19 protein-coding genes and 3 pseudogenes are annotated in these 25,437 nt (G+C 61.3%); 11 read left to right on the top strand and 11 right to left on the bottom strand.

What is annotated here, in order from left to right; genetic code table 11:
• Positions 1 to 175 precede the first annotated feature (175 nt).
• Positions 176 to 682: a metal-dependent hydrolase gene (locus D8670_RS03920; protein ID WP_121816782.1), complete on the bottom strand. Its 507-nt coding sequence runs from the start codon at positions 680 to 682 to the stop codon at positions 176 to 178.
• Positions 675 to 1,196 carry an OB-like fold-containing membrane protein gene (locus tag D8670_RS20675; protein WP_162994160.1) on the bottom strand — a complete coding sequence of 174 codons (522 nt, stop codon included), beginning with the start codon at positions 1,194 to 1,196 and terminating at the stop codon, positions 675 to 677. The genes D8670_RS03920 and D8670_RS20675 overlap by 8 nt, the downstream gene beginning before the upstream one ends.
• 1,100 nt (positions 1,197 to 2,296) lie before the next feature.
• Here D8670_RS20675 and D8670_RS03915 point away from each other — a divergent pair.
• On the top strand, positions 2,297 to 4,390 hold the full coding sequence (locus tag D8670_RS03915) for a 5'-nucleotidase C-terminal domain-containing protein (protein ID WP_162994159.1): 2,094 nt from the start codon (positions 2,297 to 2,299) through the stop codon (positions 4,388 to 4,390).
• Between the two features lie 282 nt (positions 4,391 to 4,672).
• On the opposite strand, the gene D8670_RS03910 is transcribed toward D8670_RS03915, so the two are convergent.
• The 4 genes from D8670_RS03910 to D8670_RS03895 all read right to left on the bottom strand — a co-directional run bounded on the left by D8670_RS03910 (position 4,673) and on the right by D8670_RS03895 (position 10,795).
• Positions 4,673 to 5,941 carry an LVIVD repeat-containing protein gene (locus D8670_RS03910; RefSeq protein WP_121816780.1) on the bottom strand — a complete coding sequence of 423 codons (1,269 nt, stop codon included), beginning with the start codon at positions 5,939 to 5,941 and terminating at the stop codon, positions 4,673 to 4,675.
• 51 nt (positions 5,942 to 5,992) lie between these two features.
• Entirely contained in the window at positions 5,993 to 7,231 is a 1,239-nt protein-coding gene (locus D8670_RS03905; protein ID WP_121816779.1) for an LVIVD repeat-containing protein, read from the bottom strand.
• A gap of 2 nt (positions 7,232 to 7,233) precedes the next feature.
• On the bottom strand, positions 7,234 to 8,511 hold the full coding sequence (locus tag D8670_RS03900; RefSeq protein ID WP_121816778.1) for an LVIVD repeat-containing protein: 1,278 nt from the start codon (positions 8,509 to 8,511) through the stop codon (positions 7,234 to 7,236).
• Between the two features lie 598 nt (positions 8,512 to 9,109).
• Entirely contained in the window at positions 9,110 to 10,795 is a 1,686-nt protein-coding gene (locus D8670_RS03895) for a multicopper oxidase family protein (protein WP_205254033.1), read from the bottom strand.
• 335 nt (positions 10,796 to 11,130) lie between these two features.
• Between D8670_RS03895 and D8670_RS03890 the strand changes: the two genes are divergently transcribed.
• From D8670_RS03890 to D8670_RS03860, 8 genes and pseudogenes are all read left to right on the top strand, one after another.
• Entirely contained in the window at positions 11,131 to 13,083 is a 1,953-nt protein-coding gene (locus D8670_RS03890; protein ID WP_121816777.1) for a bifunctional metallophosphatase/5'-nucleotidase, read from the top strand.
• A gap of 557 nt (positions 13,084 to 13,640) precedes the next feature.
• The gene (locus D8670_RS03885; protein ID WP_121816776.1) at positions 13,641 to 14,153 is read left to right on the top strand and encodes a GNAT family N-acetyltransferase; all 513 of its coding nucleotides are present in this window, start codon (positions 13,641 to 13,643) and stop codon (positions 14,151 to 14,153) included.
• 307 nt (positions 14,154 to 14,460) lie between these two features.
• On the top strand, positions 14,461 to 15,123 hold the full coding sequence (locus D8670_RS20670; protein ID WP_162994158.1) for a hypothetical protein: 663 nt from the start codon (positions 14,461 to 14,463) through the stop codon (positions 15,121 to 15,123).
• A 452-nt stretch (positions 15,124 to 15,575) separates the two neighbouring features.
• A pseudogene (locus D8670_RS21780) lies at positions 15,576 to 15,843 on the top strand (AAA family ATPase); the annotation flags it as partial.
• Positions 15,844 to 15,970: 127 nt separating this feature from the next.
• The gene (locus D8670_RS03875; RefSeq protein WP_205254032.1) at positions 15,971 to 16,186 is read left to right on the top strand and encodes a hypothetical protein; all 216 of its coding nucleotides are present in this window, start codon (positions 15,971 to 15,973) and stop codon (positions 16,184 to 16,186) included.
• Between the two features lie 722 nt (positions 16,187 to 16,908).
• Positions 16,909 to 17,805 (top strand): MBL fold metallo-hydrolase, encoded by an 897-nt coding sequence (locus D8670_RS03870; RefSeq protein WP_162994157.1) that lies wholly within the window; start codon positions 16,909 to 16,911, stop codon positions 17,803 to 17,805.
• Positions 17,806 to 18,037: 232 nt separating this feature from the next.
• Positions 18,038 to 19,798 carry a Na+/H+ antiporter NhaC family protein gene (locus tag D8670_RS03865; RefSeq protein WP_121816774.1) on the top strand — a complete coding sequence of 587 codons (1,761 nt, stop codon included), beginning with the start codon at positions 18,038 to 18,040 and terminating at the stop codon, positions 19,796 to 19,798.
• A 3-nt stretch (positions 19,799 to 19,801) separates the two neighbouring features.
• On the top strand, positions 19,802 to 20,296 hold the full coding sequence (locus tag D8670_RS03860; protein WP_121816773.1) for an asparaginase domain-containing protein: 495 nt from the start codon (positions 19,802 to 19,804) through the stop codon (positions 20,294 to 20,296).
• Between the two features lie 43 nt (positions 20,297 to 20,339).
• Here the strand turns inward: D8670_RS03860 and D8670_RS03855 are convergent, their stop codons facing one another.
• Both D8670_RS03855 and D8670_RS03850 read right to left on the bottom strand, forming a co-directional pair.
• Entirely contained in the window at positions 20,340 to 20,834 is a 495-nt protein-coding gene (locus D8670_RS03855) for a PIN domain-containing protein (protein ID WP_121816772.1), read from the bottom strand.
• The gene (locus D8670_RS03850; protein ID WP_121816771.1) at positions 20,831 to 21,133 is read right to left on the bottom strand and encodes a ribbon-helix-helix protein, CopG family; all 303 of its coding nucleotides are present in this window, start codon (positions 21,131 to 21,133) and stop codon (positions 20,831 to 20,833) included. The genes D8670_RS03855 and D8670_RS03850 overlap by 4 nt, the downstream gene beginning before the upstream one ends.
• A 77-nt stretch (positions 21,134 to 21,210) precedes the next feature.
• Between D8670_RS03850 and D8670_RS21775 the strand changes: the two are divergent.
• A pseudogene (locus tag D8670_RS21775) lies at positions 21,211 to 21,920 on the top strand (peptidase M14); the annotation flags it as partial.
• Positions 21,921 to 22,061: 141 nt separating this feature from the next.
• On the opposite strand, the pseudogene D8670_RS03840 reads toward D8670_RS21775, so the two are convergent.
• Together D8670_RS03840 and D8670_RS21265 are read right to left on the bottom strand one after the other, a co-directional pair.
• Positions 22,062 to 22,336 (bottom strand): annotated as a pseudogene (locus D8670_RS03840) (hypothetical protein).
• 501 nt (positions 22,337 to 22,837) lie between these two features.
• Positions 22,838 to 23,218 (bottom strand): metal-dependent hydrolase, encoded by a 381-nt coding sequence (locus D8670_RS21265; protein WP_205254031.1) that lies wholly within the window; start codon positions 23,216 to 23,218, stop codon positions 22,838 to 22,840.
• Between the two features lie 7 nt (positions 23,219 to 23,225).
• Between D8670_RS21265 and D8670_RS03830 the strand changes: the two genes are divergently transcribed.
• The gene (locus D8670_RS03830) at positions 23,226 to 23,621 is read left to right on the top strand and encodes a S8 family serine peptidase (protein WP_205254030.1); all 396 of its coding nucleotides are present in this window, start codon (positions 23,226 to 23,228) and stop codon (positions 23,619 to 23,621) included.
• 1,411 nt (positions 23,622 to 25,032) lie between these two features.
• Here the strand turns inward: D8670_RS03830 and D8670_RS03825 are convergent.
• Entirely contained in the window at positions 25,033 to 25,335 is a 303-nt protein-coding gene (locus D8670_RS03825) for a helix-turn-helix transcriptional regulator (RefSeq protein WP_121816768.1), read from the bottom strand.
• Positions 25,336 to 25,437 lie beyond the last annotated feature (102 nt).

The following is a 25,437-nucleotide window of genomic DNA, read 5'->3' as shown; positions in this document are numbered from 1 at the left end:
CGCTTTTCGGGGCCGTAGTAGGACTTACTCGGACTGCGGCTGTTCAATTCTCGCAGCGAGACGAAGTAACTCGTTGAGGAGACCGGAAGGGAATCGATAGCGCACGGTATTGGTCCGTCGGTCGTACTCCACGAGAGCGGTGTCCTGCAGTTTCGGAAGGTCTCGATGTTGGTGTTTACCGCGAAGATCCAGCGGTGCTTCCTCTTTCTCGTGTCCCAACCCATAGAACGAAAGCGACGCTCCCGGCAACGACAGCTGGCCACCGATCAGTACTGAGATACAGGTTTCCGGTCGGCGGGTAATACCCTGTGAGCGGCCAGAAGATGGGATAGGCGTACCCACTGGAAGTGAGAAGGAGCAAGTCAAGCACATGGTGACTAATAGCGCCGAGGGCTAGCAGTCCAAAGCCTATACGTCGCTGGTCAGGACCGATCAGTAGCGCCCCGAGCACGACAACGAGGACCGTACCGGCGAGAGTGTGCAACGGAAACCACGCGAACGGTACACCAGAGAGTGTTTCGACGGTCGTGGCGGGAACAAGATCCTGCATTTTGACGAGATCCGGCACGAGTGCACCGAGCATGACGAGCGTCACGTGGGCTGGACGGAGTCGGTCGTCGAAGATGGTTAGGATCGTGCCGAGACTGTAGCCCACGAGGGCGTGCGTGAGGAGCTCAGCCATCGCTTTCACCGTCCGAGAAGCAGTCCGTGCAGGGAACGACCGATAGTGTCTCCGGGTCGACGCACCACTGTGTTGCGACGCGAGCGAGTACCCAGAGAATCCCGAACAGTGAGGCGCCGTACAGATACCAGTACTCCCACACTTCATGGTTGGCGACCCGGTCACGATCGACGACTCGGTCGACAGCGAGCGTGCGGTCGTCGCGCAACGTCCCGACGACGATTACCTCGTCGCCTGCAACGTGGTCCGCGTCAGTACCGCGGAGCGTGACGTCGAGTGAGGTATCGGCACCTGTGGTGCGAACCACGAGTGGCTCCGTAGCGATGACCGTCCCGTAGAGGGTCACGCGTTCGCCGACATATGCATCAGGCGTCGGAACGACAGCCTCGTTCCCGGGATTATCAAACGACGGCGGGACGAGCGACACGCTTCCACCCCAGACGAACAGGCCGGCAAGAGCGACGATGAAGAAACAAGCTGTGACGCCACGAGTACGCTGTCGGGAGTCAGGCATCACCGGTGAGTCGTATGACTGAGGAGGTCATTCTTTCCATCCACGACTCTCTGTAGGGGGTCGCGTTCCCACCAGTCTGAGTGGGCACTGTGTGGTGCGGTTAGAGGCTGTTTCAGTTGCTATACTGGGATTCAAGACGCCGCGTGACTGCGCGGCCGTCGGGGACACCGACGTGACAGCGGTCGTTAACAGGGAGACTGCTCAGTGACGGAGCAGTCTCACGCTTGTCAAATCTATTCGACGTTTGGAACGGTCTTCGGTAGGACCCTCGCCGCCAATAGAGCCACAAGAAGAGTCCGATGACGAGCAGACTCAGTTTACCACCGCGGGCGACGAACAGTAGCCCTCCTCAATTGTGTTGTTTGGTTGCAGCAGTACGACAGATGCGGATCGCGCTGGCGTCTAGGATGAGACCTACCGCTCTGTATTTTGGGCAGAATTTTCGCGGAAAGTATGTTTCGCCCTCACGGACGAAAGACCTAACCACGAACGCGCCCTCGCAAATGTTGCCTCAATGGCTCCGACCTGTGACCACTGTCGTGGCGATACGACCCGCGTCTTCCGGTTCGATACGCCCGGGGGGACCGAATGGCGGTGTTCCCGTTGCCATCCCGAGATCGAGGGTCTTGACTACCTCTGAGATCACCAGCGCTTCCAGAACTGGTACCGGGCGCGGTCCGGACCCAACTATTTCGCATTCGACATCTTTGGTGGCCAGCTGGTCTCCGGCGGCTTGGTATCCATGAGGATTATCTGCAAATAAGGGTGCGGTATCGATGGGTGGCCCCTCAGGACGGTTACGATGCGACGGCTCTGCCGCGTATTCTCGGATCGAGAGAGCACTTCCTCTACTGAACCAATCGGTTGGTCAACCGAGTATCGGAGACCAAGTGTTGTCGGTCGACACTGAAGGAGGAATCAGCCATCTTCACTGATCCCACGCCAGCCCTCAGTAGCTCCACTGCTTGACGGCGTTCGGCGGGTTGCAGCAATTACGCCCAGAGCGGTCGGACAGCCTTGTTTAGTTATAAATTAGCCCGATCTAGAGTATAAATAACATTTGTAATGGAATATGGATGTTGTATTGGGAGTTGAAAACAATGGGCAATGAAACGACCGAATCAGCCGGTCCGTCACAGGCGCGACGTCCGTTCCTGAAGGCGCTCGGGACAGGTGTCGTCACGGGATTCACTGCCGGACCGGTTGCAGCAGACTCAGGAAAGGAGAACGGAGACGACAAGCGGAAGACGTTCGTCGCCTCGTGTTCCGGCGACGAGGAAGTACCGCCCGTCGATACGGAGGCCACCGGCACAGGAACGTTCAAACTACGAAAGGGCGGGTCGGAGCTGCAGTACAAACTGACCGTCGCCAACATCACGGACGCCGTTGCGGCGCACATCCACTACGAGGTCGCTGGCGAGAACGGCCCGGTCATCGTCGGCCTCTACGGTGGCTCGACTACCGGACGGACACAGGGCGTCCTCGCCGAAGGAACGATCACCGACGACGACCTGACCGGTCCGTTCAGTGGCCGGACGGTTGCGGATCTGGTCGATGCCATCCGCGCGGGCAATACGTACGTCAACGTCCACACCGAGGCCCACCCCGCGGGTGAGATCCGCGGCCAGATCGGCGAGCAGGCGACGGACGCCCGAACCGTTCCTGATGAACAGAAAGACGGACAGGTGACGCTCATTCACGACACGCATTTCCACGGCCGTTTCGAGAACTCCTTCGAGGAACAGCAGAACATCGCCAACTACTTCGGGTTGATGAACCGCCTCGACGCCGAGAACGTCGGCTCGATGAAAGTCGGCAACGGCGACGACCTCGCCTCGTCGGTCCTTTCATCGTTCTTCGAGGGGGAGCACATGACCGACGCATTCAACGCGGGCGGGTTGCGCTACGACACGTACGGTAACCACGACTTCGACCTCGGGCCAGATATCACCCGCGACCGGGTCGCCGACAGCGAGTTCACCTGGCTCAGCGCGAATCTTCTCGACGAGCGCACCGGCGACGTGTTCGCGAAAGATCAGGGTGCACGGCGGTACATCCTCGATCAGGTCGGCGACCTTCTGGTCGGCGTGACCGGCGTCATCAACGAGGAGGCGCCCGATATCACCAACCTCGGCGAGAACGCGACCGTTCAGGACGTCAAGCCAGCGCTCCGCGAGGTCGTCCCGCAGATGCGTGCGGACGGCGCCGACGTCGTCGTCGTCCTCTCGCATCTGTCGAGTCCAGTCATGGAGGACGTTCTGGCTGACCTCGACGACGTCGCTATCGACGCCGTCGTCGGCGACCACGCTGCGCAGGTCTTCGAGGAACCGAAGGTCATCAACGGGACCGTCTTTTCGGCCGTCGGGGATCAGTTCGAGTTCGTCGGCGAACTCACACTCGACGTCGAGGCGGGCGAGGTGTCGGACCACGACTTCACGCTCCACGATCTCACCGCAGCGGTCGAGGACGGGCTTGAGCCCGACCCGGCCGTCGCAGAGATCAAAGAAGAATACGAGTCTCGTCTCGAAGACCTCGACGAGGTCATCGGTACGACGGAAGTGCCGTTAGACACGCGTGAGGCAGTGGTTCGGACTGAGGAAGCCAATACGGGGAACTACATCGCGGACAAGATGCGCGAGTTCGCTGACGCCGACGCGGCCCTCATGAACGGTGGCGGCATCCGGACGGACACGCGCTACTTCCCCGACGCCAGCCCCGAATCGCCAGCCGACGTCTCGAAGCTTCTGGTGTTCAACGTTCTCCCGTTCGGGAACACGGTGGTCAAATTACGCGTGACGGGAGCGGCCATCCGGGCGGCGCTCGAGAACGGCGTCAGCCGTGTCGAAGACCTCGCCGGCAGGTTCCCGCAGGTCGGCGGACTGTCGTACACGTGGGATCCGGACGCGGACGCCGGAAACCGCATCGTCGACGTGACCATCGGCGGCGAGTCGCTGGACGACAGCGCGACCTACACGCTGGCGACGAACAACTTCGTCGCGGGCGGCGGCGACGGATACGAAATGCTCACAGACGCCGAACGGCTCATCGACGAGAACGGCGGGCCGCTGCTCGCGCAGCTGATCGTCGACAGCATTGCCGCGGAGTCCCCGATCGCACCGGCCGTGGAGGGTCGCATCACGGAACTCGACAGCGATACGTCCGGTGCCGCATCGTTGCGGCTCCCGACTCAGTAGGCTCCTTTTTCTTCTCGGGTCTCTTCCATCTGTGTTCGATGGCATGGACAGACGTCTGACTCTCTTTACTCCCGAATTCAGTTGTTGTGGTGGATTCCGCTGGCTACCGCGGGGAGGATACCGTCGTAGACACCCAACTCCCTGCTCATCAGCCGTCGTATCCTCCGTGCCTGAGCAGTACTTAGTTGATGTTATCACGGAGAGACAGATCTCGGGTATCGCCTAGTGGAGCCTGACTCAGCCAAGTTTCTGAGCGAAAAAGGAGACGTGGACCGACTAGCGTCAGCGCTGACGGCCGTGGTTAGGCACGGAGTCGGCCCCGTCGAAGGCTGGCGCGGCCCGTTTGCCGCGGTCCTCGTGGAGGAACACGAGGCCGCCCCCGATGTCGCTCGCGATGACGAACCCGCGAGCGCGGACGGCGGTCCAGAACGACGAGCCATCGGGGTCGTACTCGTAGGTCTGTTCTGGACTCGACGGGTCCGTGATGTCGTAGACTCGAGCGCCGGCGTCGTACCACGACGTGTAGAGACGGTTCGACGTCACGTCGAAGTTGTGCGACGTGTCCGGGAAGATACCCGGATTCCGGTCTTCGGCCTCGATCTCGGCGATCTGGTGCGGGTCGTCGAAGTCGGTGACATCGAAGACCGTGATGCCGCCGGACTCGCCGGCGTACGTCTCCGCGCCGATGTAGACGTGGTCGCCATCAGGTGACGGCTGGACGTAGTGGGCGTTCCCCGGGGAGCTGAAGACTCGAGCCCAAGGGTCACCGTCCATGCCCATGACGGCGTTCTCGGTCTGGCCGAACCAGCAGACCTCAACGGGGTCTGTGGGGTCGCTCACGTCAAGAATGCGACAACCGGCGTCCCAGTACGCGAGGTAGGCGTAGTCGCCTTGTGCGTAGACGTCGTGGACGAAGTTCGTCACCGAATCGAGTTCGGGATGGACGTCTTCGAGGACCCACCGCGAGAGTTCCGTCGGATTCGCGGGGTCGCTCACGTCCACGATGATGAGTGCGCTCTCGTCGAACGGGGCTTCCTTACAGATGTAGAGGACGTCGTCGACGAGGTGGGCGTTGTGAACGCCGTCGGGAAGCACCTGGAACGTGCTCAGGTACTCCGGGTCGGTGGGGTCGCTTACGTCGTAGAGGTGCGTGCCGATCTGGGCGTCCGGATCGACGTCTGGGTCGTCACCTGGACCGTGGTCGTGTTCCGCTCCCTGCGTGCTGACCGCGAGCAGGTCGTCCTCAACTTTCACGTCGGCGATGCCCGTGCCGGGGGCGTGCCAGGTCCCGACGAGTTCCGGCCGGTTCGGGTTTCGCCAGTCCACGACCGCGAAGCCGTCGCCGGTCGCGACGTAGGCCCACGTCTTCTCGGTGACGACTTCCTGGGCGCCGTCGACGGCCACTTCGCTGAAAAGGCGGAGCGTGGCGTCCCTGTCGCTGTTCCCCTTTCCGGGGTCGCGGGCTGTTGTGATGCCCGAGAGTCCGGTCGCTGCGAGTAGTCCGGTGGTCTTCAGTGCCGTTCGTCGAGTGAACCGTGGTGTGTCGTCCATGATCTGTGTGGCTGAAAGAAGGTGGGTGGCGAGCGATACGGTCCGCCGACGTTACCGCATCCCGGGCGAGTCGGGACGGCCAGTCCCCTCGAAACCGGGCGAGTCTCGTTTGCCGCGGTCCTCGTGGAGGAACACCAGTCCGCCGCCGATGTCGCTCCCGACGGTGAAGCTCCGGGCGGCCTCAGCACCCCAGAACGACGTATCGTCGGTGTGGTAGCTCGCGACGGTGTCGGGAGCAGTGGGATCGGTCACGTCGTGGACGGTCAGGCCGCCGTTGTACCACGACGCATGCAGGCGGTTGGCCGTGACGTCGAAGTTGTGCGACGTGCGGAACGCGTCGACGTCCGGTGGCCTGATCTCTGCGAGTTCCTGCGGGTCGTCGTAGTCCGAGACGTCGAAGATCCTAATGCCGCCGTAGTCATCGTCCGCGGGGTCGTCCTTGACGACCCCGGGGAACGTCTCCGCGCCGACGTAGACGAGGTCGCCGTCGGGCGACGGCTGGACGTAGTGTGCGTTCCCGGGAGGGGTGAGGTAGCGCTCTAAGTCGAATCCCGGCCCGTCAGCGTCCGGCGCGTCTCCGAACTGCGTTACGAGCTGCGGGTCGGTCGGGTCGCTTACGTCAGCGACGACGACACCCGCGTCCCAGAATGCCTGATACAGCAGGTCGTCCTGGACGTAGATGTCGTGACACGGACTGACGCCGCCCATGGCGAACTCGGGGAAGTCGTCCTTGAGGCGGTACTCGCCGACGATTTCCGGGTCCGTGGGGTCGCGTACGTCGACGATGGTGGTCCGCGCTTCGCTAAAGGCGGCCTCGCCGGACTCGTTGACCGTGAGGTAGGCGTAGCCGTCGGCGAGGAAGTTGTTGTGGATGTGGTGGCCGACGTCCACGAAGCCGATCTCGGTCGGGTCGGTCGGGTCGCTCACGTCGACAAGCGTGATACCCGGGCTGCCGTTGCTCGCGAGGCTGGCGAGGTCACCCTCGACTTTGGCGTCGAGGATGCCGCCCGCAGGATCGTCGGCCGTCATCGACCCGACGACTTCGGGTCGGTTCGGGTTTCGCCAGTCCACGACGGCGAGACCGTTCCCGGTCGCCACGTACGCATGATTCTTCTGTATGGAGACCTCCAGCGAACCGTCGACGGCCACCTCGCTGAAGAGGCGGAGCGTGTCGTCCTTTTCGCGGCCGTTACCGTTCCCGGGGGGACTGGCGCTTCCGACGCCAGCGATGCCGGTGAGGCCGAGCGCACCGGTCGCCTTCAGGAAGTCGCGTCTGCGTGGCCGGCGCATGGTCACCGCCCTCCGTTTCCACCGTTGCCACCGTTTCCGGCGGACGGCGTGACCTTGAACACGTAGACGCCGGTGGCCATGTCGGAGACGACGGTGAGGTCGCGTTGTTTGTTGTAGTTCGCGCCCCACGCCATCGGCGCCTCGCCGATCCAACTCGGACTATTCGCTTGGTCGGCCTGGTCGTCGGTCGCGTAGCGGTCGGTGAACGTGGGATCGGTCGGGTCACTGATGTCCCAGACGACCATCCCTTCGTGGTACGCCCCGTCGACGAGCAGGGAGTTGTTCCCTTTCGAGATGATATCGTGATTGTGTGTCGTCCAGTCGTACAATTCCGGAAGTTCGTCCATCACCTGCGCGTTCGGTGACGGCGTGTACCCGATGGGCTTGGGGTCCGCAACGGAGCCGTCACCCCAGCCGATATCGAAGATGTGCTTGCCGCCGGGCTTCCCGAATCCGATCTCGTCGCCGACGACCGCGATATCCCGGTCGGGGTCGTAGTTGGCGTAGTGGCAGTTCTGGAAGCCTTCCTCGCCGAGCGGGACGTCCTCGTAGGAGGGGAGCCCCTCGTAGCTGAAACGCCCGGCCTCTTCCGGGTTCGCGGGGTCGCTCACGTCCATGATGACGTAGCCGTCGAAGCCGCCGCCGATGAACGCGAGGTGGGCGAGATCGTTCTCAGGATCGACGACGACGTCGTGGAGGTCGGCTTCGGGGCCGAACGTCCCGACGAACGAGGTGTCGGTGGGGTCGCTCACGTCGAAGACACCCATTCCGTGGTGTTCAGTGGTGTAGACGTACGGCTCGGTGGGATGCGGGAAGAGGTTGTGCGTCTCCCCCGCGTCGAGCGACCCCAGGATGGTCGGATCCTCGGGTGACCCCTCGGCGTAGCCGTAGTCGATGATCTCGACACCGTCGAGCTCTGCACCGTCATTGTTCGCTTCCTGCGTCCGGTAGTAGAGGCCGTCCCGACGGCCGAACTTCACGTCTGCGTTGCGAACGTTCTCAGACGAGGGGACGCGGTGGGCCTCCCTGGGGTCGGTCGGGTTACTGATGTCGACGAGGAAGCTACCCCCTGTCCCGTAGAAGCTCCCCGTGAGGGCGTACTGTCCATCGTCGCGTACGTCGCCCTCGGTGTACCCCCCGGGCGGGTCCGAGAGCAGGGAGTGGCCGAGGTTCCTGATCCGTCCTTTCGGTGGTGTTTCGCGTGCGGCTGCCGTTCCGATGCTACCGATCGCGGCCGTGCTGCCAAGTGCTTTGAGCAGCGTGCGTCGTGTGGGCTTCATTGGACGATCCGTCTTCGCATTCGTTGATGTGTATCATAGTAAATCGGTAGTTAGAGACATGAATGGCAGCGATGAAGTAGTAGTGTTTGCCATCAGCGCCTGCTACTATAGATACTATATTTTATATGTTAATCATAGGGGTGGGACCCGGAAAATCACAGGATAGAATTGTACTAAGATAATCCTGAAAGATTCCGAAGTATCTAATTACCTGTCATGACGGTGGATAATAGAGTCCGGGAAAGAGCCTATTTTCCGCGGTTCCTTTGGATTACTCGGATCTACTTCTGGAGAACAGAATGAATTGGAAGAAGAGAGGTACGTATTTCTGTGAGAGAGCTACTGTCTACTGTGATTTGAGATTATCAGTGTTCAGCCGCTACAGAGAGAGGTCACAGGATCACTGCTCTGACGTACCGGGCCATGGAACATTCATCGGTAGAGACTATGGCGTGGTTGCTATCGGCGTTGTCGCGCTCGTCCGCCTCCCTCCCACGCGGGGTGTCGTACATCCAATTGGCTCGTCAGCGGCGTTCTTCGATGAGATATTCGTTCCCCACTGCCGCAGACCGGATACACGATGGGAACGAACGCTCCCTCAGTCGTCAGTATCCGGATCGTTCTGATGTCTCTTGGACTTCTCACCGTTTCTCTCCGCACTGCCCGACACCACCTCGAAGGGCCGCATCATCTTGTGGTCCTCGTGTTCGAGGATGTGACAGTGCCAGGGGTACTGCCCGGTGAAGTCGCCGAATTTGGCCGCGATGCGAACCGTCTCGTCGGGATTGACGCGGACGACGTCTTTCCCCACGCGCTCGTTCGGGGCGGGCGCCTCGGTGCCGTCCGGGCCGCGGCCGATCACGCTGAACTCGACCAGGTGGAGGTGGATCGGATGCGTGTGGTGGGTCTCGTTCTGGAGCTCCCAGACCTCTGTCGTTCCGAGCTGGGGTTTGATCTGTGTCTCCTCGGTGAACCGTCGGCCGTTGAGCAGATGTGTCGAGAGCCCATGGTCGTCCATCGTCATACTCATGGTCATCTGCCGGGTCTCCGTCGCACTCCGCTCGTCGGGGCCACCCGACGACGGGAGGGTCAGGTCCGACGGGTGCGTGCTGGTGTCTCGGCCACTGCTCGACTCGGCCACCTGGATCTGCATGAGTTCGTCGAGGTCGGCGCCTTCGGTGTGGCCCTCGAACGGGAACTCGGCGTCGTTGGTGACGGTGAACGTCTCGCCCGCGTGGTCGGAAAAGTCGACGATGACGTCCCCGCGTTCGAACGGGGAGAGCAACAGGGAGTCGAGGTCGCCGTCCGGGCCGATCGGGACGACTCGCTCGAGGAAGCCGTGGCCGGCAGCGACCTGATACAGCGTGGGGACGGCCGTGCCGGCGTCGTTGTCGAGGCGCATGTTGTACGTCCGTCCGTTCGACGTGTTCACGAACCGAAGTCGGTAGCGGCGGGGCTCCACTTCCAGATACGGCCAGACGGCCCCGTTGATGACGGCCGTATCACCGGCGACGTTCGCTTCGAACGAGTCCGGATAGTGCAACGACCCGTCCTCGTTGAACGACCGGTCGTGGAGCATGAGTGGGATATCGTACTCGCCGCTGGGCAGGTCCAGGCGGTCCTCGGCGCGACTTCGGATGAAATAGAAGCCGACCAGCCCGGCGTAGAGGTTGAGACGACTGATGCCCAGGGCGTGGTCGTGATACGACGACGTCAGCCTGGACTGGCGGTTCGGGATGTCGTGGACGTGCGTGGCGAATCGCGGGCCCGTCACCCCGTCCGGCGACGTCCACATCTCGGCCTGACCGTCGTTTTCGGGGTCGACGTTGAGCCCGTGGAAATGCGTCACCGTCCGGACCTCCGGCACGGGCCCGTCGAACTCGGGGTAGTCGTCGGGGGTCGTGCCAGCGATGCGCTCGTCGACGCTCAGGAGATGCTCCGAGGGGAGCGCACCGTTGCCGAACTGCACCTTGATACGTTCGTTCCGGCGTGCGCGGATGATCGGCCCGGGGTATTGGCCGTCGTATCCCCAGAGCGTGGTTTCCGGCAGATCGGGGTGGAGTTGTGCCGTGAACTCCGTGAGAGGGATCTCGTGATAGTCGGCGCCCTGTCGTCGGCCGTCGGGCGCTCGCACGTCCGGGATCGGCAGGGGTTGGACGTATTTGTCCAGTTCGGGGGACGTGCGCGCGACCGCACTCCCTGTTCCGAGCCGAAGGCCACCTGCGATGCCGAGGGCCGCACCGGCCCCTTTCAGCACCGCGCGGCGGTTGTAGTTGTGCGTCATCTTCGAGACACGTCAGTAGTGTCAGTATTAAGAATCAACCACTTATCCCTATTCGGCTGAATTTACGCTGTTTATACGGAATATTTATGAGACTCATATTTCCATAATCAGCGAATACATCCCCACGAGAGGTCCCACATGTCGCGGAGTCTGCGTCTGGCCCCGTCTCTGTCGCTGAGAGGTGTTTTGGGTCGCACGCCGGAGACTACCGACATAGTGTTGAATTGGATCCATCTGATTGCCTGTTAATTATACTACTTTTGTAATTCTAGTAGTTTTGTTGTACATTTTATTCCCTTACATTAACATACCACTGTGTTGACGCTCAGAACGGTATGCCAGACAGTGATGATTCATTAGACACGCAGGAGTCGATCACACGACGGAACGTCCTCTCAGCGACGGCCGGAGGGCTTGCTGCCGGCGGCCTCGGCGTCGCACAGGGTGGAACGGTCGCCGCACAGTCGGCCGAGACGGTGACCATCCTCCACGATAGTCACTTCCACGGTCGCTTCGGGGACCCGACCGATGACAGGGCCATGGACATCGCCCGATACCAGACGCTCATCGACGACTTGCGTAGCGCCCGAGAGAACGCGGTGTTCCTCGGCATCGGCGACGACCTTGCGCCGTCGATCATGGGCCTCATCCACGAAGGCGAGCATATGGTCGAGGCGCTCAACTACCTCGACCCGCTGGCGGTGGGTGTCGGCAACCACGAGTTCGATTTCGGGATCGACGTCGCCACGGAGCGGTTCGCGGACAGCACGTTTCCCTGGGTGGTCGCCAACCTCCGCACACCCGACGGCGACCCGATCCCGGGAACGGAACCGTGGATCACCCGCGACGTCGGCGGGGTCACGCTCGGCGTCTTCGGGAGCGGCGTCCGGAACTTCTACGACATCACCGACTATCCGGCGGACTACCAGGCCATCGACCCGGTCACGGCGAGCGAGGCAGCGACGGCCGCGCTCAAGGACGCCGGAGCGGACGTCGTCGTCCTCGCCTCCCACACCAACCACTCGACCCACTACGAGATCGCGGAGGCAGTCGACGACCTGGACGCCATCGTCGGCTCGCATTCGGAGGTCACGATGGACGAGCCGGAGGTTCACGCGGGGACCGTCATCAGTGAGGTCGGCGACGAGTTCGACCACCTCGGCGAGCTCACGCTCACTGTGGACGGGGACCTCGTCGACTGGCAGCGACACGATCCCGACGTCGCCGCGCTCGAGCCCGACGACGGGATGGCCTCCATCGTCTCGACGTGGCGGGACCAGCTCGAGGCCGAACTGGGACGGGAGTACTTCACCACCGACGTCACGCTCGACGCCAGGTTCGACACCAACTACGCCAAGGAGAGCGCGCTGGGGAACCTGATCTGTGACCTCATGATGGAGTACGCCGAGGCCAACGCCCCGGGCGTGGACGAGGTCGACGCTGCGCTCCAGAACGCCGGCGGGATCCGCTCGAACCAGGTGTACGGCCCCGGCGGTATCACCGGGCTAGAGTGGCTCGACATCCTTCCGTTCCCCAACACCATCGTCACGATGGAGGTCAAGGGACGCACCCTGCAGGCCCTCCTCGAGAGCCAGATTGCGGCGCTCCCGTGGTCGACCTTCGGCGCACAGCAGTCCGTCCAGGTAGGCGGCGTCCAGTACGAGTGGTCGGGCCACGACGGGGACGGGCAGGTCGAGGCCGTCTACGTACAGGGCGAGCCGCTCGACCCCGACACGACCTATACGTTCACGACGAACAGCTACGTCGCCGGGTTCGACGAGCTCGCAGACGCCGACGTCGTCCACGAATCCGACGGGCCACAGGGGCCCATCACGCTCGACATGCTCGAGGCGAAGGGGACGGTCTCACCCAGCGTCGAGCACCGCATCCTGCGTGTCGATGCGCGGACGGACGCCCGACAAGTGACCGCGGATCGTGACCGCATCAGCGTCTTCCTCGAGTTGCCGGCTGCCGTGGAGGGGCCGGCCGACGGCACCTTCTACGCGGTCACGCGCACCGGGGACCACGCGGAGGCACAGGGGATCCGCGGCCGCGGGGAGGCAGGCGCACTGCGGGTGATCTTCGACCGCGACGACCTCGCCGCGCTCGCGGACACTGAGGAACCGGACCTCCGCGTGTTCGGTGGGTTCGATCCCGACGAGGGGTACTACGACTACCGGGATGACGACGGTGCCCTGATCGACCTCCCGGTCGCCGCTGCGTGGGACACCTTCGTGTTGCGCGGACGGGTGCCGGCCGACGAGGTTCCCGGTCGACCGGGGCGGTGAGGCGAGCCACGCCATTGCCCACACGACGCCATGACGGTGTGGCGCCGGGCCTCGTGCGTGCGGAGACGCAGTGCATGGTCGGGAGGACGACCAAGTCGACACCGCACGGCGGCCATTCGCCCCGTCGGGACGGGCGCGATGCTCACGTCGCGTTTCACTGTCGAGGCGACGCTCACACGGTGGTCGTCCGCGGTAGCGCAGGAGTGCCCAATGCTGTACGGGTCACCCAGATGTCGGGACGAGCGGATGGACTGCTCCGTCTCTGACGAGGGGTGTTGCGGCAGCCCTTCCCCTCCATTTCGAGTTGACGGGGTGACACCTTTGGTGGATGAGTATGTTTTCGTCGGCAGGATCAGGAACTGCGCAGGTCGCTTCATGAGGCTACCCGGGTATCATGCTCGTACGGTGTTACGATCCCTGGGACCCGGAAGAAGTAGAATAGGACATTCAGGGGGAAGACAGAGGCGAAGTTCATCAGAGGCTGGACGGCAGTACGACGCGAGACAGATCGCGGTCTCTGGGGCAGGGTTAAGAAAACAGCGCCAGAATCGGAGCCTATGCCTGGGGCAGTATTCATGCGTGGTGAGCGAGTGACGCTCAATACGATTCATCCCGAGGATTATCCGTTCGTCGAGAAGCAGCTCAACGACCCCTCGATCCGGCAGCAAGCAGGCGTGTCCGTACCGTGGTCCGAAACCGAGGTCGCCGACTTTATCGAAGAGACCGAAGACACAGTGCAGTTTCTCGTCTGTCGTAACGGGACTCCCATCGGACACGTCGCGCTGACAGAACTCGATACGCAGGCCAGCAACGCCGAACTAGGGTGGATCGTGATCACCCCCGAGGAACAGGGCAACGGCTTTGCCACCGAAGCTGTCGAGTTGTGTCTCACACATGCGTTCAACGACAGAGGCCTTCACAAAGTCTGGGCACGAGTAAACGAGGACAACAGGGCGTCGATACGAGTGCTGGAGAAGCATGGATTCGAACAGGAAGGCGTCCTTCGAGAGCAGGAATATGTCGACGGAGAATACGTGGATGTCCGCCGTTACGGGCTGATCGCACCGTAACGGAAGTCTGTCGGGACCACACCCTTGAGAGATCAGCGTTCTCTGTTTGGTACAGTCCGAATCGACTTCTCCAGATTCCAGGTCCTGAAGAGCGAGGGAGTCACACGGTGGAGTTCCACGCCGACACGGACTCGTCAGAGAGTTACCTAGAACAGAGTCTAGTGTGTTTTTATCGGCCATGTCGTGCGTTATCTTCTCTACTACCATGGAGGTGAGAATCTCAATTGGCGAGGGAAAACCAACAGCGAGCCCGTATCCGGACTGCTGAGCGGACGGACTGACACATGATCGAACCAATTGCAGACCCATGAACGAACTGAGAGGATCGACACGGCGGAACGTACTGAAAACGATCGGTGCAGGCGTTACCGGGGGGACAGTGCTGACCGGCTCCGCAACTGCGTCGCCTGGTCAGGGAACCGATATCTACCTCAGGGGCCATAACTTCACTCCCAATCAGGCGAACGTAAGACTCGGTGGTGAAGGGAGTGCGACTGTCCGGTGGACGAATGATGAAGTGAACTATTTCGGGGAGGGCTTTCCCGTTCCTCATGACGTCCATCTCCACCATGAGGATGGCCATCTGGTCGAAAGTGGGATTTTTACGCAGATGTCATCCTTCAATGCTCCTGACCTCGGATCGGTCCCATTAGGGCCGACGTTTTACGAGGTGGAGTTCAGAGAGGAAGGAAACGATCTCGTGATCGAAGAAACCGGTGGGAAAGTAGCGTCAACGGGCTTTGAGAATTGGCCTCCGTATGATCTTATTGAAGACTATGACAGCGCAACGATCGAGGACTGGGGCGGGTCTGTCACCCTTGATGTCCACTGTTCACTACATAGCGTAGCCCTCAATGTGAACGAGGGTGAACTGGTGACTCGAACGATAAAGAGCGAAGACACAGAACCACCCTACGAACTTCACCTCGGCTTCTTCAAAATGGATGGGGGTCTGACGATAACACGGTAGGAATGTGTCTCCGATAGATCATTTTTTCACATGAGCCCCGATTCAGCACGCCGTGGCCCGACCATCGCCGACTGTGAATTGGCCCCATCGTGGATGAGTTCCGCCAGACGGTGACGCCTCCGACGAATCCGATCTGGGTCAGTGGGCGTGACGCGGTGCAGCCAGTTCGCTGCGACGACTGGGAGCGGCGACGCCTCCGCACCGCTGCGACCGCGTCGGTGGTGCCGCGACGGCGTCGGTCGATGGCCGAGTCGGAGAGCCCGATTGGTCCCCACTGTTTCCCGTGCTCGGGCGCTCTTCAGTCGTCAGTCCGCTGGCACACGGCCCGCTATCCCCAGCGCACGGAGGACAATAACGCGTCCGCCGCCAGCGTCGCGCTCGACACCATCCGGTCCTTGCGCACCTTTATCACTGCTGGCGTGTACTCACGCGTCACCCCGCTGAACGCCGCCATGAGCAAGTACGACGACCTCTTCGACGAACACCGCCCCCGACGACAGCGTCTTCGCCGACAAGGGCGCGCTCGATCCCCTTACTGAGCCGGACAAGATCGTCGGTCGGGACACACAGGAACGCGACCTCGCGACGCTGTTGAACGGGGTGCACGAGGGCTACCTCCCGACGACCGTCTCGATCTACGGCCCGCCGGGGACGGGGAAGACGCTCACGACGCGACGCGTCTGTCAGGGGTTCGCCGCTCGGACCGACGATCTCGCTATCGTGTTGTTGGCAGGAGCTGGCCGTTCTGCTGACTCGGCTATCGCTTCTGATGGCTCATCAGCTGTTCTGAGATGTCGTCTCTCGGTTGCGGACGTCGCCTGTCCCAACAATCGTTTTGTTGTCTCCGGTGCAACCGATAGCTCTGAACAGCAACCGGCTCCTCGAGGTCGTCCCCCACTACGTCGCGCTGCTGCTCCTCGTATTTCTCGTGCTCTCCGTCGTCCGGTCACTCGCCGGCGACGTGGGCTTCTGGATCGAATTGCTGATTGTGCTCGTTGTTGGGAGTCTCTACCGACCGGTCGTCCAGCGCCTCGGCATCGGGCCCAGTGCATGGGGGGACTGAACTAGCAGGAGGGGCGTGGGGGCCCGGTGCTACTCCTGCGGCGTCGCCGGACGGCGGCACGTGAGGAGACCTAGAGCAGCGACCTCGCTCCCGTCGCGGCATGTCGTCGCCCACACGTCGTGGGCCGATCAGACGGAGAACTGTGTCCGCAGTCGACGGAGTGCATGAGCCAACGCCACCGTGTTTGCTGGAGCGAGAATCTTGGCCCGCTCGACGAAGGCGACCGCCTCGACATCGGTCAATTTCCCCAGGTGCGCCTGATAGAGGCCGTACAGACACCCTCTCACTGCTTGCTCGTTACCATCTTACGCTCGACCTCGTACTGGCGGGCTGCGACGCGCTCGGCGATTTCTGCTCAAGAGAGCGGTTCACCGTGGTCGTTGAGGATCGCGATAGTACAGCGCCGCCGCACCGCACTCGCCACGTCGGGTATACGACGGCGTCTCATGACGCCGGGCGTGTGTACCGTCAACTGAAGACCTCCACACGCTCGTTCTCACAATCGTTCCGTTGGCTGGAGGCGGATAACAGAGCGACACCATCTTTCCTCGCTTCGGTATCGACTGTCAGACAAACAGGTGGGTCCCTGAGGAGCAAACTGAATACAGGGCGCGACTGCAGCACACGTGGATCCTGCCAACACAGAGATGTTTTGCGGGTCGATATCGATCACTCACGAATACTTATGCCGCCACACGACCCACCTTGTACCGTGGTACCACATGACAAGCAGCATCGACTCGGGTTCGGACCCATTCCGGTTCGAGGTCGGGACGGTCGATTGTACGCTCGTGAGTGATGGGTCCTACGCATATCCCCACCCGGCAGAGGTATTCTTTGCGGATGCACCGCCCGACGAGCGTGAACAGGCGTTGGCAGATGAAGGCATCCAGCCAGACGAGTGGAAGGAGTACGTCAGTCCGTATCCCAGCCTCGTGATCGACGCTGGCGACCAGACCGTTCTCGTGGATACTGGCGGAGGTGAGATGGCCCCAACGACCGGCAAACTCCAGACCTCGCTCGACGCGGCCGATATCGACGCCACCGCCGTCGATGTTGTCCTGATCACCCACGGCCATGCGGATCACGTCGGCGGTATGCTCACCGACGATGGGGACCCGGCGTTTCCGAACGCTCGCTACGTCATGCCCGAGGCGGAGTGGGAGTTCTGGACAGGCGCGGACCCGGACCTCTCATCACTCCGTGTCGATGAGGAACTCCGAACGCTGCTGATCACGGCTGCGCAGGCCAATCTCGAGCCGCTCGATGGACGGATCGAACTGGTAGAGGATGAGACCGAGATCGTTCCCGGGGTTCGGACCCTACCGGCACCGGGCCATACACCCGGTCACGTCGCTGTCGAAGTCACCTCGAACGAGGAGCGCCTGCTCCACTTGGTCGATACGGTCCTGCATCCACTGCACATTGCCCACCCAGAGTGGACCGCTGCCGTCGATTACAACCCCGACCAAACTGTCGAGACGCGCCGAGATCTACTCGACAGGGCAAGTCAGACCGAAGCCCTCGTATTTGCCTTTCACTTCCCTGCGCCGGGTCTTGGACACATCACAGCGACGGACGACGCCTGGGAGTGGCACCCGATCGAAACTCCACTGTAGCTAGCTTTGCCAGTTCTCCGAGAGGCAACCCGGATCCGTCGTTTTGTCGCGACTCGTCCAGCCGCTCTGTATGTGATACCCCTGGGGAGATGTTTGTGTATTTTCTCTCCAGTTGGCTCAAGATAATTTTGCCGTAACAGTCAGAATCTATGCTGATTTATGAATCTCAACAGGGTCTATTCTATTTAGTTTTATAATCGGTTTTTTGTATAGTGGAATGGTAACACAACTCATGTCGCAACATTTCGGCGTCCTCGCACTGGCGCCACCACTACTGGCGATCATACTTGCGATGACAACCCGACAGGTGTTAGTGTCACTGTTTGCCGGCGTCTGGATCGGGGCATTACTTGTCGCCGGCGGAAATCCGATTGGCGCGACAGCGCTCACAATGGATTGGCTTGTCGAAGTCGTCCGGTCACCGTTCGACACGAAGTTCATCATCCTGATCCTGTTTATGGGAGCTGGTGCTGCGTTCATTTACCGATCTGGGGGGATCCTGGCGCTGGAACGCTGGATCGGCGATCGCGTAGATACCGCCCGTGACTCACAGATTCTCACGTGGCTAATCGGCGTCTTCATTTTCTTCGATTCATACACCAGCACCGTCGTCACGGGCAACGCGACGCGGGAACTCTCTCAAGAGAACAAGTCATCCAGAGAGATGCACGCCTATGCGCTCGACTCAACGACGTCGCCAGTGACGACGTTTGGGCCGGTGTCGAACTGGATCGGGTTCCAGGTGTCGATGATCATCACTGGGTTTGAGGCGGCGCGGTTCACCGCCGATGAAATCGGGGTGACGGCGTTCGGACTGTTCCTCCGGTCGATCCCGTGGAATATCTATTGCTTCATGGCGTTCTTTATGGTCGGATTCATCGCGATTACCCAGCGGTTCTTCGGTCCGATGCTAAACGCCGAGTGGCGTGCGCGTTCGACCGGGAAAACTATCCGCGACGACGCGACCCCGCTGTCGGATGTCTCGGCGGACGTCGGCGAACCGAGTGAGAAGAACCCCTCGCTAGTGAACTTCTTTGTCCCGATCATCGTCCTGCTTGTTGTCGGCCTCGTCTCCATGTGGTGGCTCGGTGGGGGCTACCAGCCGGGTGTGGATATCCCGACGGCCTTCCAGGAAACCGACGTGGCGCTCGGCTTACTGTACGGAGCGTTTGCGTTCATGCTTACCGGATTCGTCGGCTCGCTCGCCTACCGGACGATGGATCTCGAAGAGGCCAGCGAAACGATCATCGACGGGTTCAACACGATGATGATCGCGCTCGCAATCATCGTGCTGGCGTGGGCGATCGGTCATGCCGCCGAGCAGGTCGGCACCGCGCAGTACATCGTCGACGTGATGGTCGGCAGTGGCGTCCCGGGCAGTTTCCTCCCGTTGATCATCTTCGTCGCCGCTATGTTCGTCGCGTTCACGACCGGGACGTCCTGGGGCACGATGGCGATCTTAACGCCACTTGCAATCCCGCTGGGGTACCAGCTCGTCGGCCCATCTGTGCTCCCAGTTCTGGTGGCGGTACTGTTCGGTGGTGCCATCTGGGGAGATCACAGTTCTCCGATTAGCGACACCACCGTGATGTCTTCGATCTTCGCAGGATCCGACCACATCGACCACGTCAACACACAGATTCCCTTCGCGGCGACGGCCGCCGGCGTCACTCTGATCATTCTCGTGCTGTACGGCTTCGGGCTTCGGAGCCCGCTCATCGCGTTGCCGCTCGCATTCGTGTTGACGGCCGTGGCAGTTATCGTGCTCAACAAACTCGACGCACGGCGCAAGGGCCTTCCCGAGGTGATGCCCACGGCTGAAGAGATTGAAGCCGGTACGGTTGACGTCGAGCGCGTCGAGCGCGTCGAGCGCGGCGAGATCGACGAACGTACTGGCAACTACGACTACCTCTCGCCGATCACGGTTACGGCGGTCGCCATCGTTGTCGGGTACCTCGCGATCGTGTTCGCGTTTGCTACGCTCGGAGCTTGAACTATGACAGACGAGTACATCCACTTCGTGACCACTGGCGGAACGATCGACAAAGACTACGTCACGCGGCGGGGGACTCGCAACTTCACAATCGATGATCCCGCTGTCGAGCGGATTCTGGAAAGTATCGCCCCGGAGCCGAACTTCGACTATGCTGTTGAGTCCGTGATGAAGAAAGACAGTCTCGATACTAACGCCGATGATCGACAAAAAATACGCGAAGCTTGCAGGGAGGCGCCGGGCAAGAACGTCGTCGTCACACATGGATCCGACACGATGGTCGAGACGGCCGCGGAACTGGACTGCGAGAAAACGATTGTGCTCACCGGCGCAGCGAAACCCCAGCGGATGACCGACTCGGACGCGGCGTTCAACGTGGGAATGGCTGTAGGAGCAGTGCAGTCGCTTGACGACGGCGTGTATGTGGCGATGAGCGGCAGAGTATACGAACGTGACGAGGTTGAAAAGCGTGAGGACGGGCAGTTCGTACGGAAGTGATCTTCCCGCAGGTAATCCAGAGGATCGGACGTAGCGCTCCGAATTACTCGTCGAACAGGCGGCGCGCGTACCGGTAGATCGGCGCATCGAGCCAGTCTCGCCCGTCAGCGATCGTTTCGAACGCGGTTTCCGCGCTCTCGGAACTGAGTGCGTTACGCTTGACGAGCGCTCGGAGCACGATCGGTGACACTGCAACCTCCGCATCGACCAGTCCCTGTAGTTCGGGGAGTGCTCGATAATCGTCCGTTACGAGGAACGCGGCGTCAACGTCGCGGGCGGCGGCGACGCAACTCGCCTCCCCGGTATCGACACGACTCGTTTCGAACGGCGCGCCGTCAGCGTCCTGTACCGTTAGTACGTCTGTCTGTCGGAGTACTGTGGTCGCCGCTGTTCCGTGTCGGTCATCGTACTCAGCCGTCTCTTCGAGTTCCTCGATGACCGTTGGCGTCGTGACGACGTCGAACGCTGCCAGCGTCTGATCGAGTACATCACCGACAGCGAGTGAAATGAACGCGCTCGTATCGACGACGACAGTCACAGCTCTGCGAGGTCGTCAGCGAGTTCCTCGCCCCGATCTAGCACGTGCTTTGACGCACGCACTGACTCGGCATCCTGCCGACCGATGACTTCCGCGAGTTTCTCAAACTCGATTTGGCCGTCGAGATACAGTTCCACGACCGCCTCCCGGAAGCTTTCGTCAGACTCCTTCTCTTCAAGATACTGCTGTAGCGCCTCGATCAGGATCTCGGTCCGGTTCTTGTGCGTGACTTCTGCAGCAACATCCGCTTGAGCGATCAGTTCCTCCGGGAGCCGGAAATTCACTCGCTTCGTGCTCATCGTTGTACGTACGTTGTATGTACGATCTTATAGGCGTGTCGCCAGTTATCCGTACGTACCACAGATCATTCCCGTGTTACTTCCAGCGCGAGTACGTCGTCAACCCGATGCAGTTCTTCGAGGACCTTGCCCCCTATCTGGAGGACGGATCGATCGAGGGACTGCGCGTCCACGACGTCCGCGTTAGGCGGCTGCTGAAGGGGAACTCCGGCAAGCGCCACTACGAGAACCTCGTCGTCTCCCACGACGACCGTTACGTCGCGGCTATCGAGGCGTTCGTCGAGGCTGGCGGGAACCTCGTGCTCACTGATTCGGGCTACAGTTGCTGGGTGTGCTGGATGTCAGCGACGCTGCGAGTATTGATGGTGACGACGTGACTTCGAGCACGGTCCGATTCCCGAATCTGAAGGAACGAGACCTAGAGCGTTCACTGTTAACGGACGTGCGGCCGATCCAGAAGGAGATCTGGAAGATCTCACAGCTCGGCTATACGACTGGGGTCGATTCACCTGTCTGGACCGTGGAGGCCGACGCGTTCGACGGGACGGTCGCCGGTGTGTTCGGTGACAACGGCGTCGGCGCCGGCACGCTGTCGGCTGGCGAAGCGGAGATCAACGTCATCGGCTCCGTACTGCCTCCAGCGAACCAGCGGGAACTCCACCCGTTCGGGATGGCCGACTACACGCTTTCGTTCATAGGCCACACGCTGCTCTGTAACGCCCTCGGCTTCGAGCAACGGCGGTATGTTGAGGGTGAGCTGGTTGGGACGTGGGGTGAACTACGGTAGGAAAACAGGCTAGTCGGACGGGCAGTTGTGTGGAGACTGCTGTCGTGATCCTTCGATCGAAGCCATCGAAGTCGTTCCCCACGTAGTTCTCCGCGCTATCCAGATGATCGGCATACAACACGCTCGTATCGACGAGCACCGTCATCCGTAGAGGACGTCGTTGATATCCGCTTCGTCGGTTTCGACGCCCGAACTGCTGCGGCCACGTCGCATCGCGTCTTTCTCCCCGTCAGAGAGCGGCACGGTCGAGTTCCAGAAGGAGTCGATGACGTCCGCTCGTGACTCGTACGTGACGTCGATCAGCCGCGCCAGGAGGTCCTGTTGCGTGACCGTCTCACCCGTCCGACGGCGAATCTCCGCCTGTAGTTCTTCGAGTTGCACTTCGCGTCCTCGTCGAGCTTCACTGCAGTCGCCAGACGGCAGTTGCATCCGAAACGTAGTAACCAGTGTTACTGAGTAGTGGTGTGAACGAGCGCCGGTGTCGAGGGGACGCCACATGGCCGACCAGCACTCGGTGAGGTTCGGCGACCGCGGACGTCACGGAGTCACCACCGTATCCAGCACGGCCACCCGCCGGGGACGTGCCCGGAGCGCCCCAGCGTACGGCGCCGGTATCTAACGCACTTGACTCCCGTCTCTCCGCCTGCGACCGTTCGAGAGGTTCCTGACGGCGGGATGAAGCGGCGCCGGTTACCAAGGCAGCCGTTCGCCGAGCGCGATGGGATCGTCACGCGTGACACACAGGAGCGCCAGCTTGCGATACTGTTGAACGATGTCCACGAGAGCTACCTCCCGACGACCATGTCGGTGTACGGCCCGCCGAGTACGGGGAACGCTCACGACGACGGGTGTGTCGCGAGTGCACGGCTGGGGTTCTGGTGGGACGCCGCGGCCAAGAGCCAGGGAATTACTCACTCTCAATCCCGTGTGCCAGCCCATAGGACGAGCGCGATGCACCCAGCGACGGCGGCCGGCCAGCGATCACTGCTGAGGTAGAGGTTGCCGGTCGGCGGATGGTACCCGGTGAGTGGCCAGAGGACAGGGTACGCGTATCCGCTCGGGGTGATGAGCAGAAGGTCGAGCGCGTGATGGGAGACGGCACCGAGTGCCAGTAATAGGAGGGTGACACGGCGCTGCTCTGGACCGACCAGCCACGCTCCGATGGCGACGATCAAGACTGTGCCGCCGAGCGTGTGCAGCGGCAGCCAATCGAAGGGGATGCCGAGCATTGCCTCGATGGACGTCGCAGGGATGAGGAGTCGAACCTTGACCACGTCGGGCGAGAGCGCGCCGAGCATCACGAGCGTGAGTGCGACCGGCCCGAACGACGCACTGACCTTCTACTCGAACTGGGGGACCAACGAAATCGACGTTGGCGCACCCGGCGGCGGGTACGAGACGTATGAGAAGACCGTAGACCCGGAGGCTGACGTCGAGTGGCCGTACCCGGCGAACCTGGTGCTTTCGACAGTCCCGGAAGATCTCTACAATGCATCGTATGCCTATTTCGCTGGCACATCGAATGCAGCGCCCCAAGTAGTGGGGACCGCGGCCCTCGTCCGCGAGGTCGCTCCGAACGCGAACGCTCGGCAAGTCGAGAACGCAATCAAGCTGGGGGCGGATCTCGTTAACGGTCGCGGCGATTCGGAACTCGGGGCCGGCCGAGTGAACGCTCGTGGCGCGCTCGACGCTGTGCGGTAGCCGACCCCCTGCAACGATAGCGCTAGGCTGTCCGCAGTCGTGGTGAAGGGGTCGCCACCAGCACCGGGACGACTGGAAGCACTTCGACGTGGTGGCGTCGTCGCTCGGCACGCTGGTCGTCTGTACCCGTCCCCGTATCGGGGAGCGCCGAACTCGGTACGCCACAAGAGACGCCAGGGCGGTGGCCGACGTCTGGGCCACTCCGCGCCCCGTATCCAGAGGTCTACTCGTGAGGCCCTGACTGTCGACGCGCCGTGTGCGGCATGCCGTCGCTTGGCTATCGACTCGTCTTGGTACGTCACTCCACCCGTGCCATATCCTCGCTAGTATCGGCCGTATCAGGCTCGACGTCATCCATTCCTTGCGAACATTTAGCAATGACGGCGTGTACTCACCCGTATTCCCGCTAGACGGTATGAGCACGTCCGGCGACCGCTTCGACGACACCGCCCCCGACAACAGTGTCTTCGCCGACACGGGACGCTCGATTCCCTTTCCGTGTCAGACGAAATCATCACGCGCGCCGCCGGCCGGCCGAAAATCGCCGCGAACTGGTAGTCGTTCGTTCCCGTTCGATAGCCACTGGCGTTCGTAGGACCGCTGCATCGTTGTTCCGCGCCGGGTTACTGGAGTTTCCTCAACTCCGTACTGCCGTCGGATGCTTCTAACAGGGCTTTGCAGACCTCGCTTTTGCGGTGATGCACCATCAGGTGCATATAGATGGTACGTACGCTCTCTCCTGTTGAGTCACAAAGTGGGCAGGTATGGTGATCGGTCATGTGAAGTCTTGTACACTGGTCGATGCCGTTGTTCAGATGGTGCACGATCGATGTGCGAGGGTGCGAGTGGCGACTCACAGCTCGTCAGAGACGAGCCGAGAGGTGGATTTCTGTCTGTATGCGGTGGGAGTCCCCTTGCGACTGACTCAGCCGCATCATCGCCTCTCGTTGCCCTCGCTGTCCGTGAGTCGGCACCAACTGTAGGAGAGCTCCCTTCGTAAATACTGTGGGGATATATGTAAACTTCTGAACTAACATAAATCGGCAGTGAAGGCTTCAGTTGCGACACTTGGGCGGAAACCTCCCATCTGTTGTTGGGTGTCTCGTAGTCCCTGGCACTCGTCCACCTGGGAAGGGGACGCTGGACAGGTGGGCGCGGCAGTGTTCGCCCCCATCCTTGGTCCCTATACAGATTAGGTGTCTGATATGGTATTTGCTAGCTATCGGGATCACGGACAGTCTCTCACTCTGCTAAACACCTTTCGGTGAAACTGGCTCGGTCAATCCATCGAGTATGACCGCCTTGGACACCGTCTCGGTGGGAATCCGCAGACACACCCAGATGAATTAGTCAGTGCCGCACCGGTACAACAATCGGGTCAGAGCCCCGTTTGATGCCCCAGAAACGGAGATCAGGTGGAGACAGCGTCGGCGAGGTCTGTGTTAGAGAGGTACTGGTCTTCCCACTCCCGGCGACTTTGGATTTCACGCCGGCCACGCTTCGTCAACCGGTACTCGTTCGTCCGTCGATCCTTCTCACTCTTGTTCACCAGTCCCTTGTCGACCACGGTATCGAGATTCGGGTAGAGTCGCCCGTGGTGTACCTCCGTCTCGTAGTAGTCATCCATCTCTTCTTTGATCGCGAGGCCGTGCGGTTCATCGAGGCCAGCGATCGTGTACAGCAAGTCGCGCTGAAATCCTGTCAGGTCGTACATTGAGCGTTTCCCTCTGTAGGTATCGTCACTGTCGGACTAAATAAGTATACCAAAATACGATAAGTATAGTGACAACAGACTGGACGTTCCGTGCCATCGCGC

It is taken from the genome of Halostella limicola (genome assembly GCF_003675875.1).
GTDB lineage: Archaea > Halobacteriota > Halobacteria > Halobacteriales > Natronoarchaeaceae > Halostella > Halostella limicola.
Note: the sequence above shows the minus strand (reverse complement) of the source record. Positions and strands in the feature narration are given on the sequence as shown.

Coding starts and splice junctions, on each gene's coding strand:
- D8670_RS03920 (WP_121816782.1), bottom strand. CDS start 682: ATGGCTGAGCTCCTCACGCACGCCCTCGTGGGCTACAGTCTCGGCACG.
- D8670_RS20675 (WP_162994160.1), bottom strand. CDS start 1,196: ATGCCTGACTCCCGACAGCGTACTCGTGGCGTCACAGCTTGTTTCTTC.
- D8670_RS03915 (WP_162994159.1), top strand. CDS start 2,297: ATGGGCAATGAAACGACCGAATCAGCCGGTCCGTCACAGGCGCGACGT.
- D8670_RS03910 (WP_121816780.1), bottom strand. CDS start 5,941: ATGGACGACACACCACGGTTCACTCGACGAACGGCACTGAAGACCACC.
- D8670_RS03905 (WP_121816779.1), bottom strand. CDS start 7,231: ATGCGCCGGCCACGCAGACGCGACTTCCTGAAGGCGACCGGTGCGCTC.
- D8670_RS03900 (WP_121816778.1), bottom strand. CDS start 8,511: ATGAAGCCCACACGACGCACGCTGCTCAAAGCACTTGGCAGCACGGCC.
- D8670_RS03895 (WP_205254033.1), bottom strand. CDS start 10,795: ATGACGCACAACTACAACCGCCGCGCGGTGCTGAAAGGGGCCGGTGCG.
- D8670_RS03890 (WP_121816777.1), top strand. CDS start 11,131: ATGCCAGACAGTGATGATTCATTAGACACGCAGGAGTCGATCACACGA.
- D8670_RS03885 (WP_121816776.1), top strand. CDS start 13,641: ATGCCTGGGGCAGTATTCATGCGTGGTGAGCGAGTGACGCTCAATACG.
- D8670_RS20670 (WP_162994158.1), top strand. CDS start 14,461: ATGAACGAACTGAGAGGATCGACACGGCGGAACGTACTGAAAACGATC.
- D8670_RS03870 (WP_162994157.1), top strand. CDS start 16,909: ATGACAAGCAGCATCGACTCGGGTTCGGACCCATTCCGGTTCGAGGTC.
- D8670_RS03865 (WP_121816774.1), top strand. CDS start 18,038: ATGTCGCAACATTTCGGCGTCCTCGCACTGGCGCCACCACTACTGGCG.
- D8670_RS03860 (WP_121816773.1), top strand. CDS start 19,802: ATGACAGACGAGTACATCCACTTCGTGACCACTGGCGGAACGATCGAC.
- D8670_RS03850 (WP_121816771.1), bottom strand. CDS start 21,133: ATGAGCACGAAGCGAGTGAATTTCCGGCTCCCGGAGGAACTGATCGCT.
- D8670_RS21265 (WP_205254031.1), bottom strand. CDS start 23,218: ATGCTCGGCGCGCTCTCGCCCGACGTGGTCAAGGTTCGACTCCTCATC.
- D8670_RS03825 (WP_121816768.1), bottom strand. CDS start 25,335: ATGTACGACCTGACAGGATTTCAGCGCGACTTGCTGTACACGATCGCT.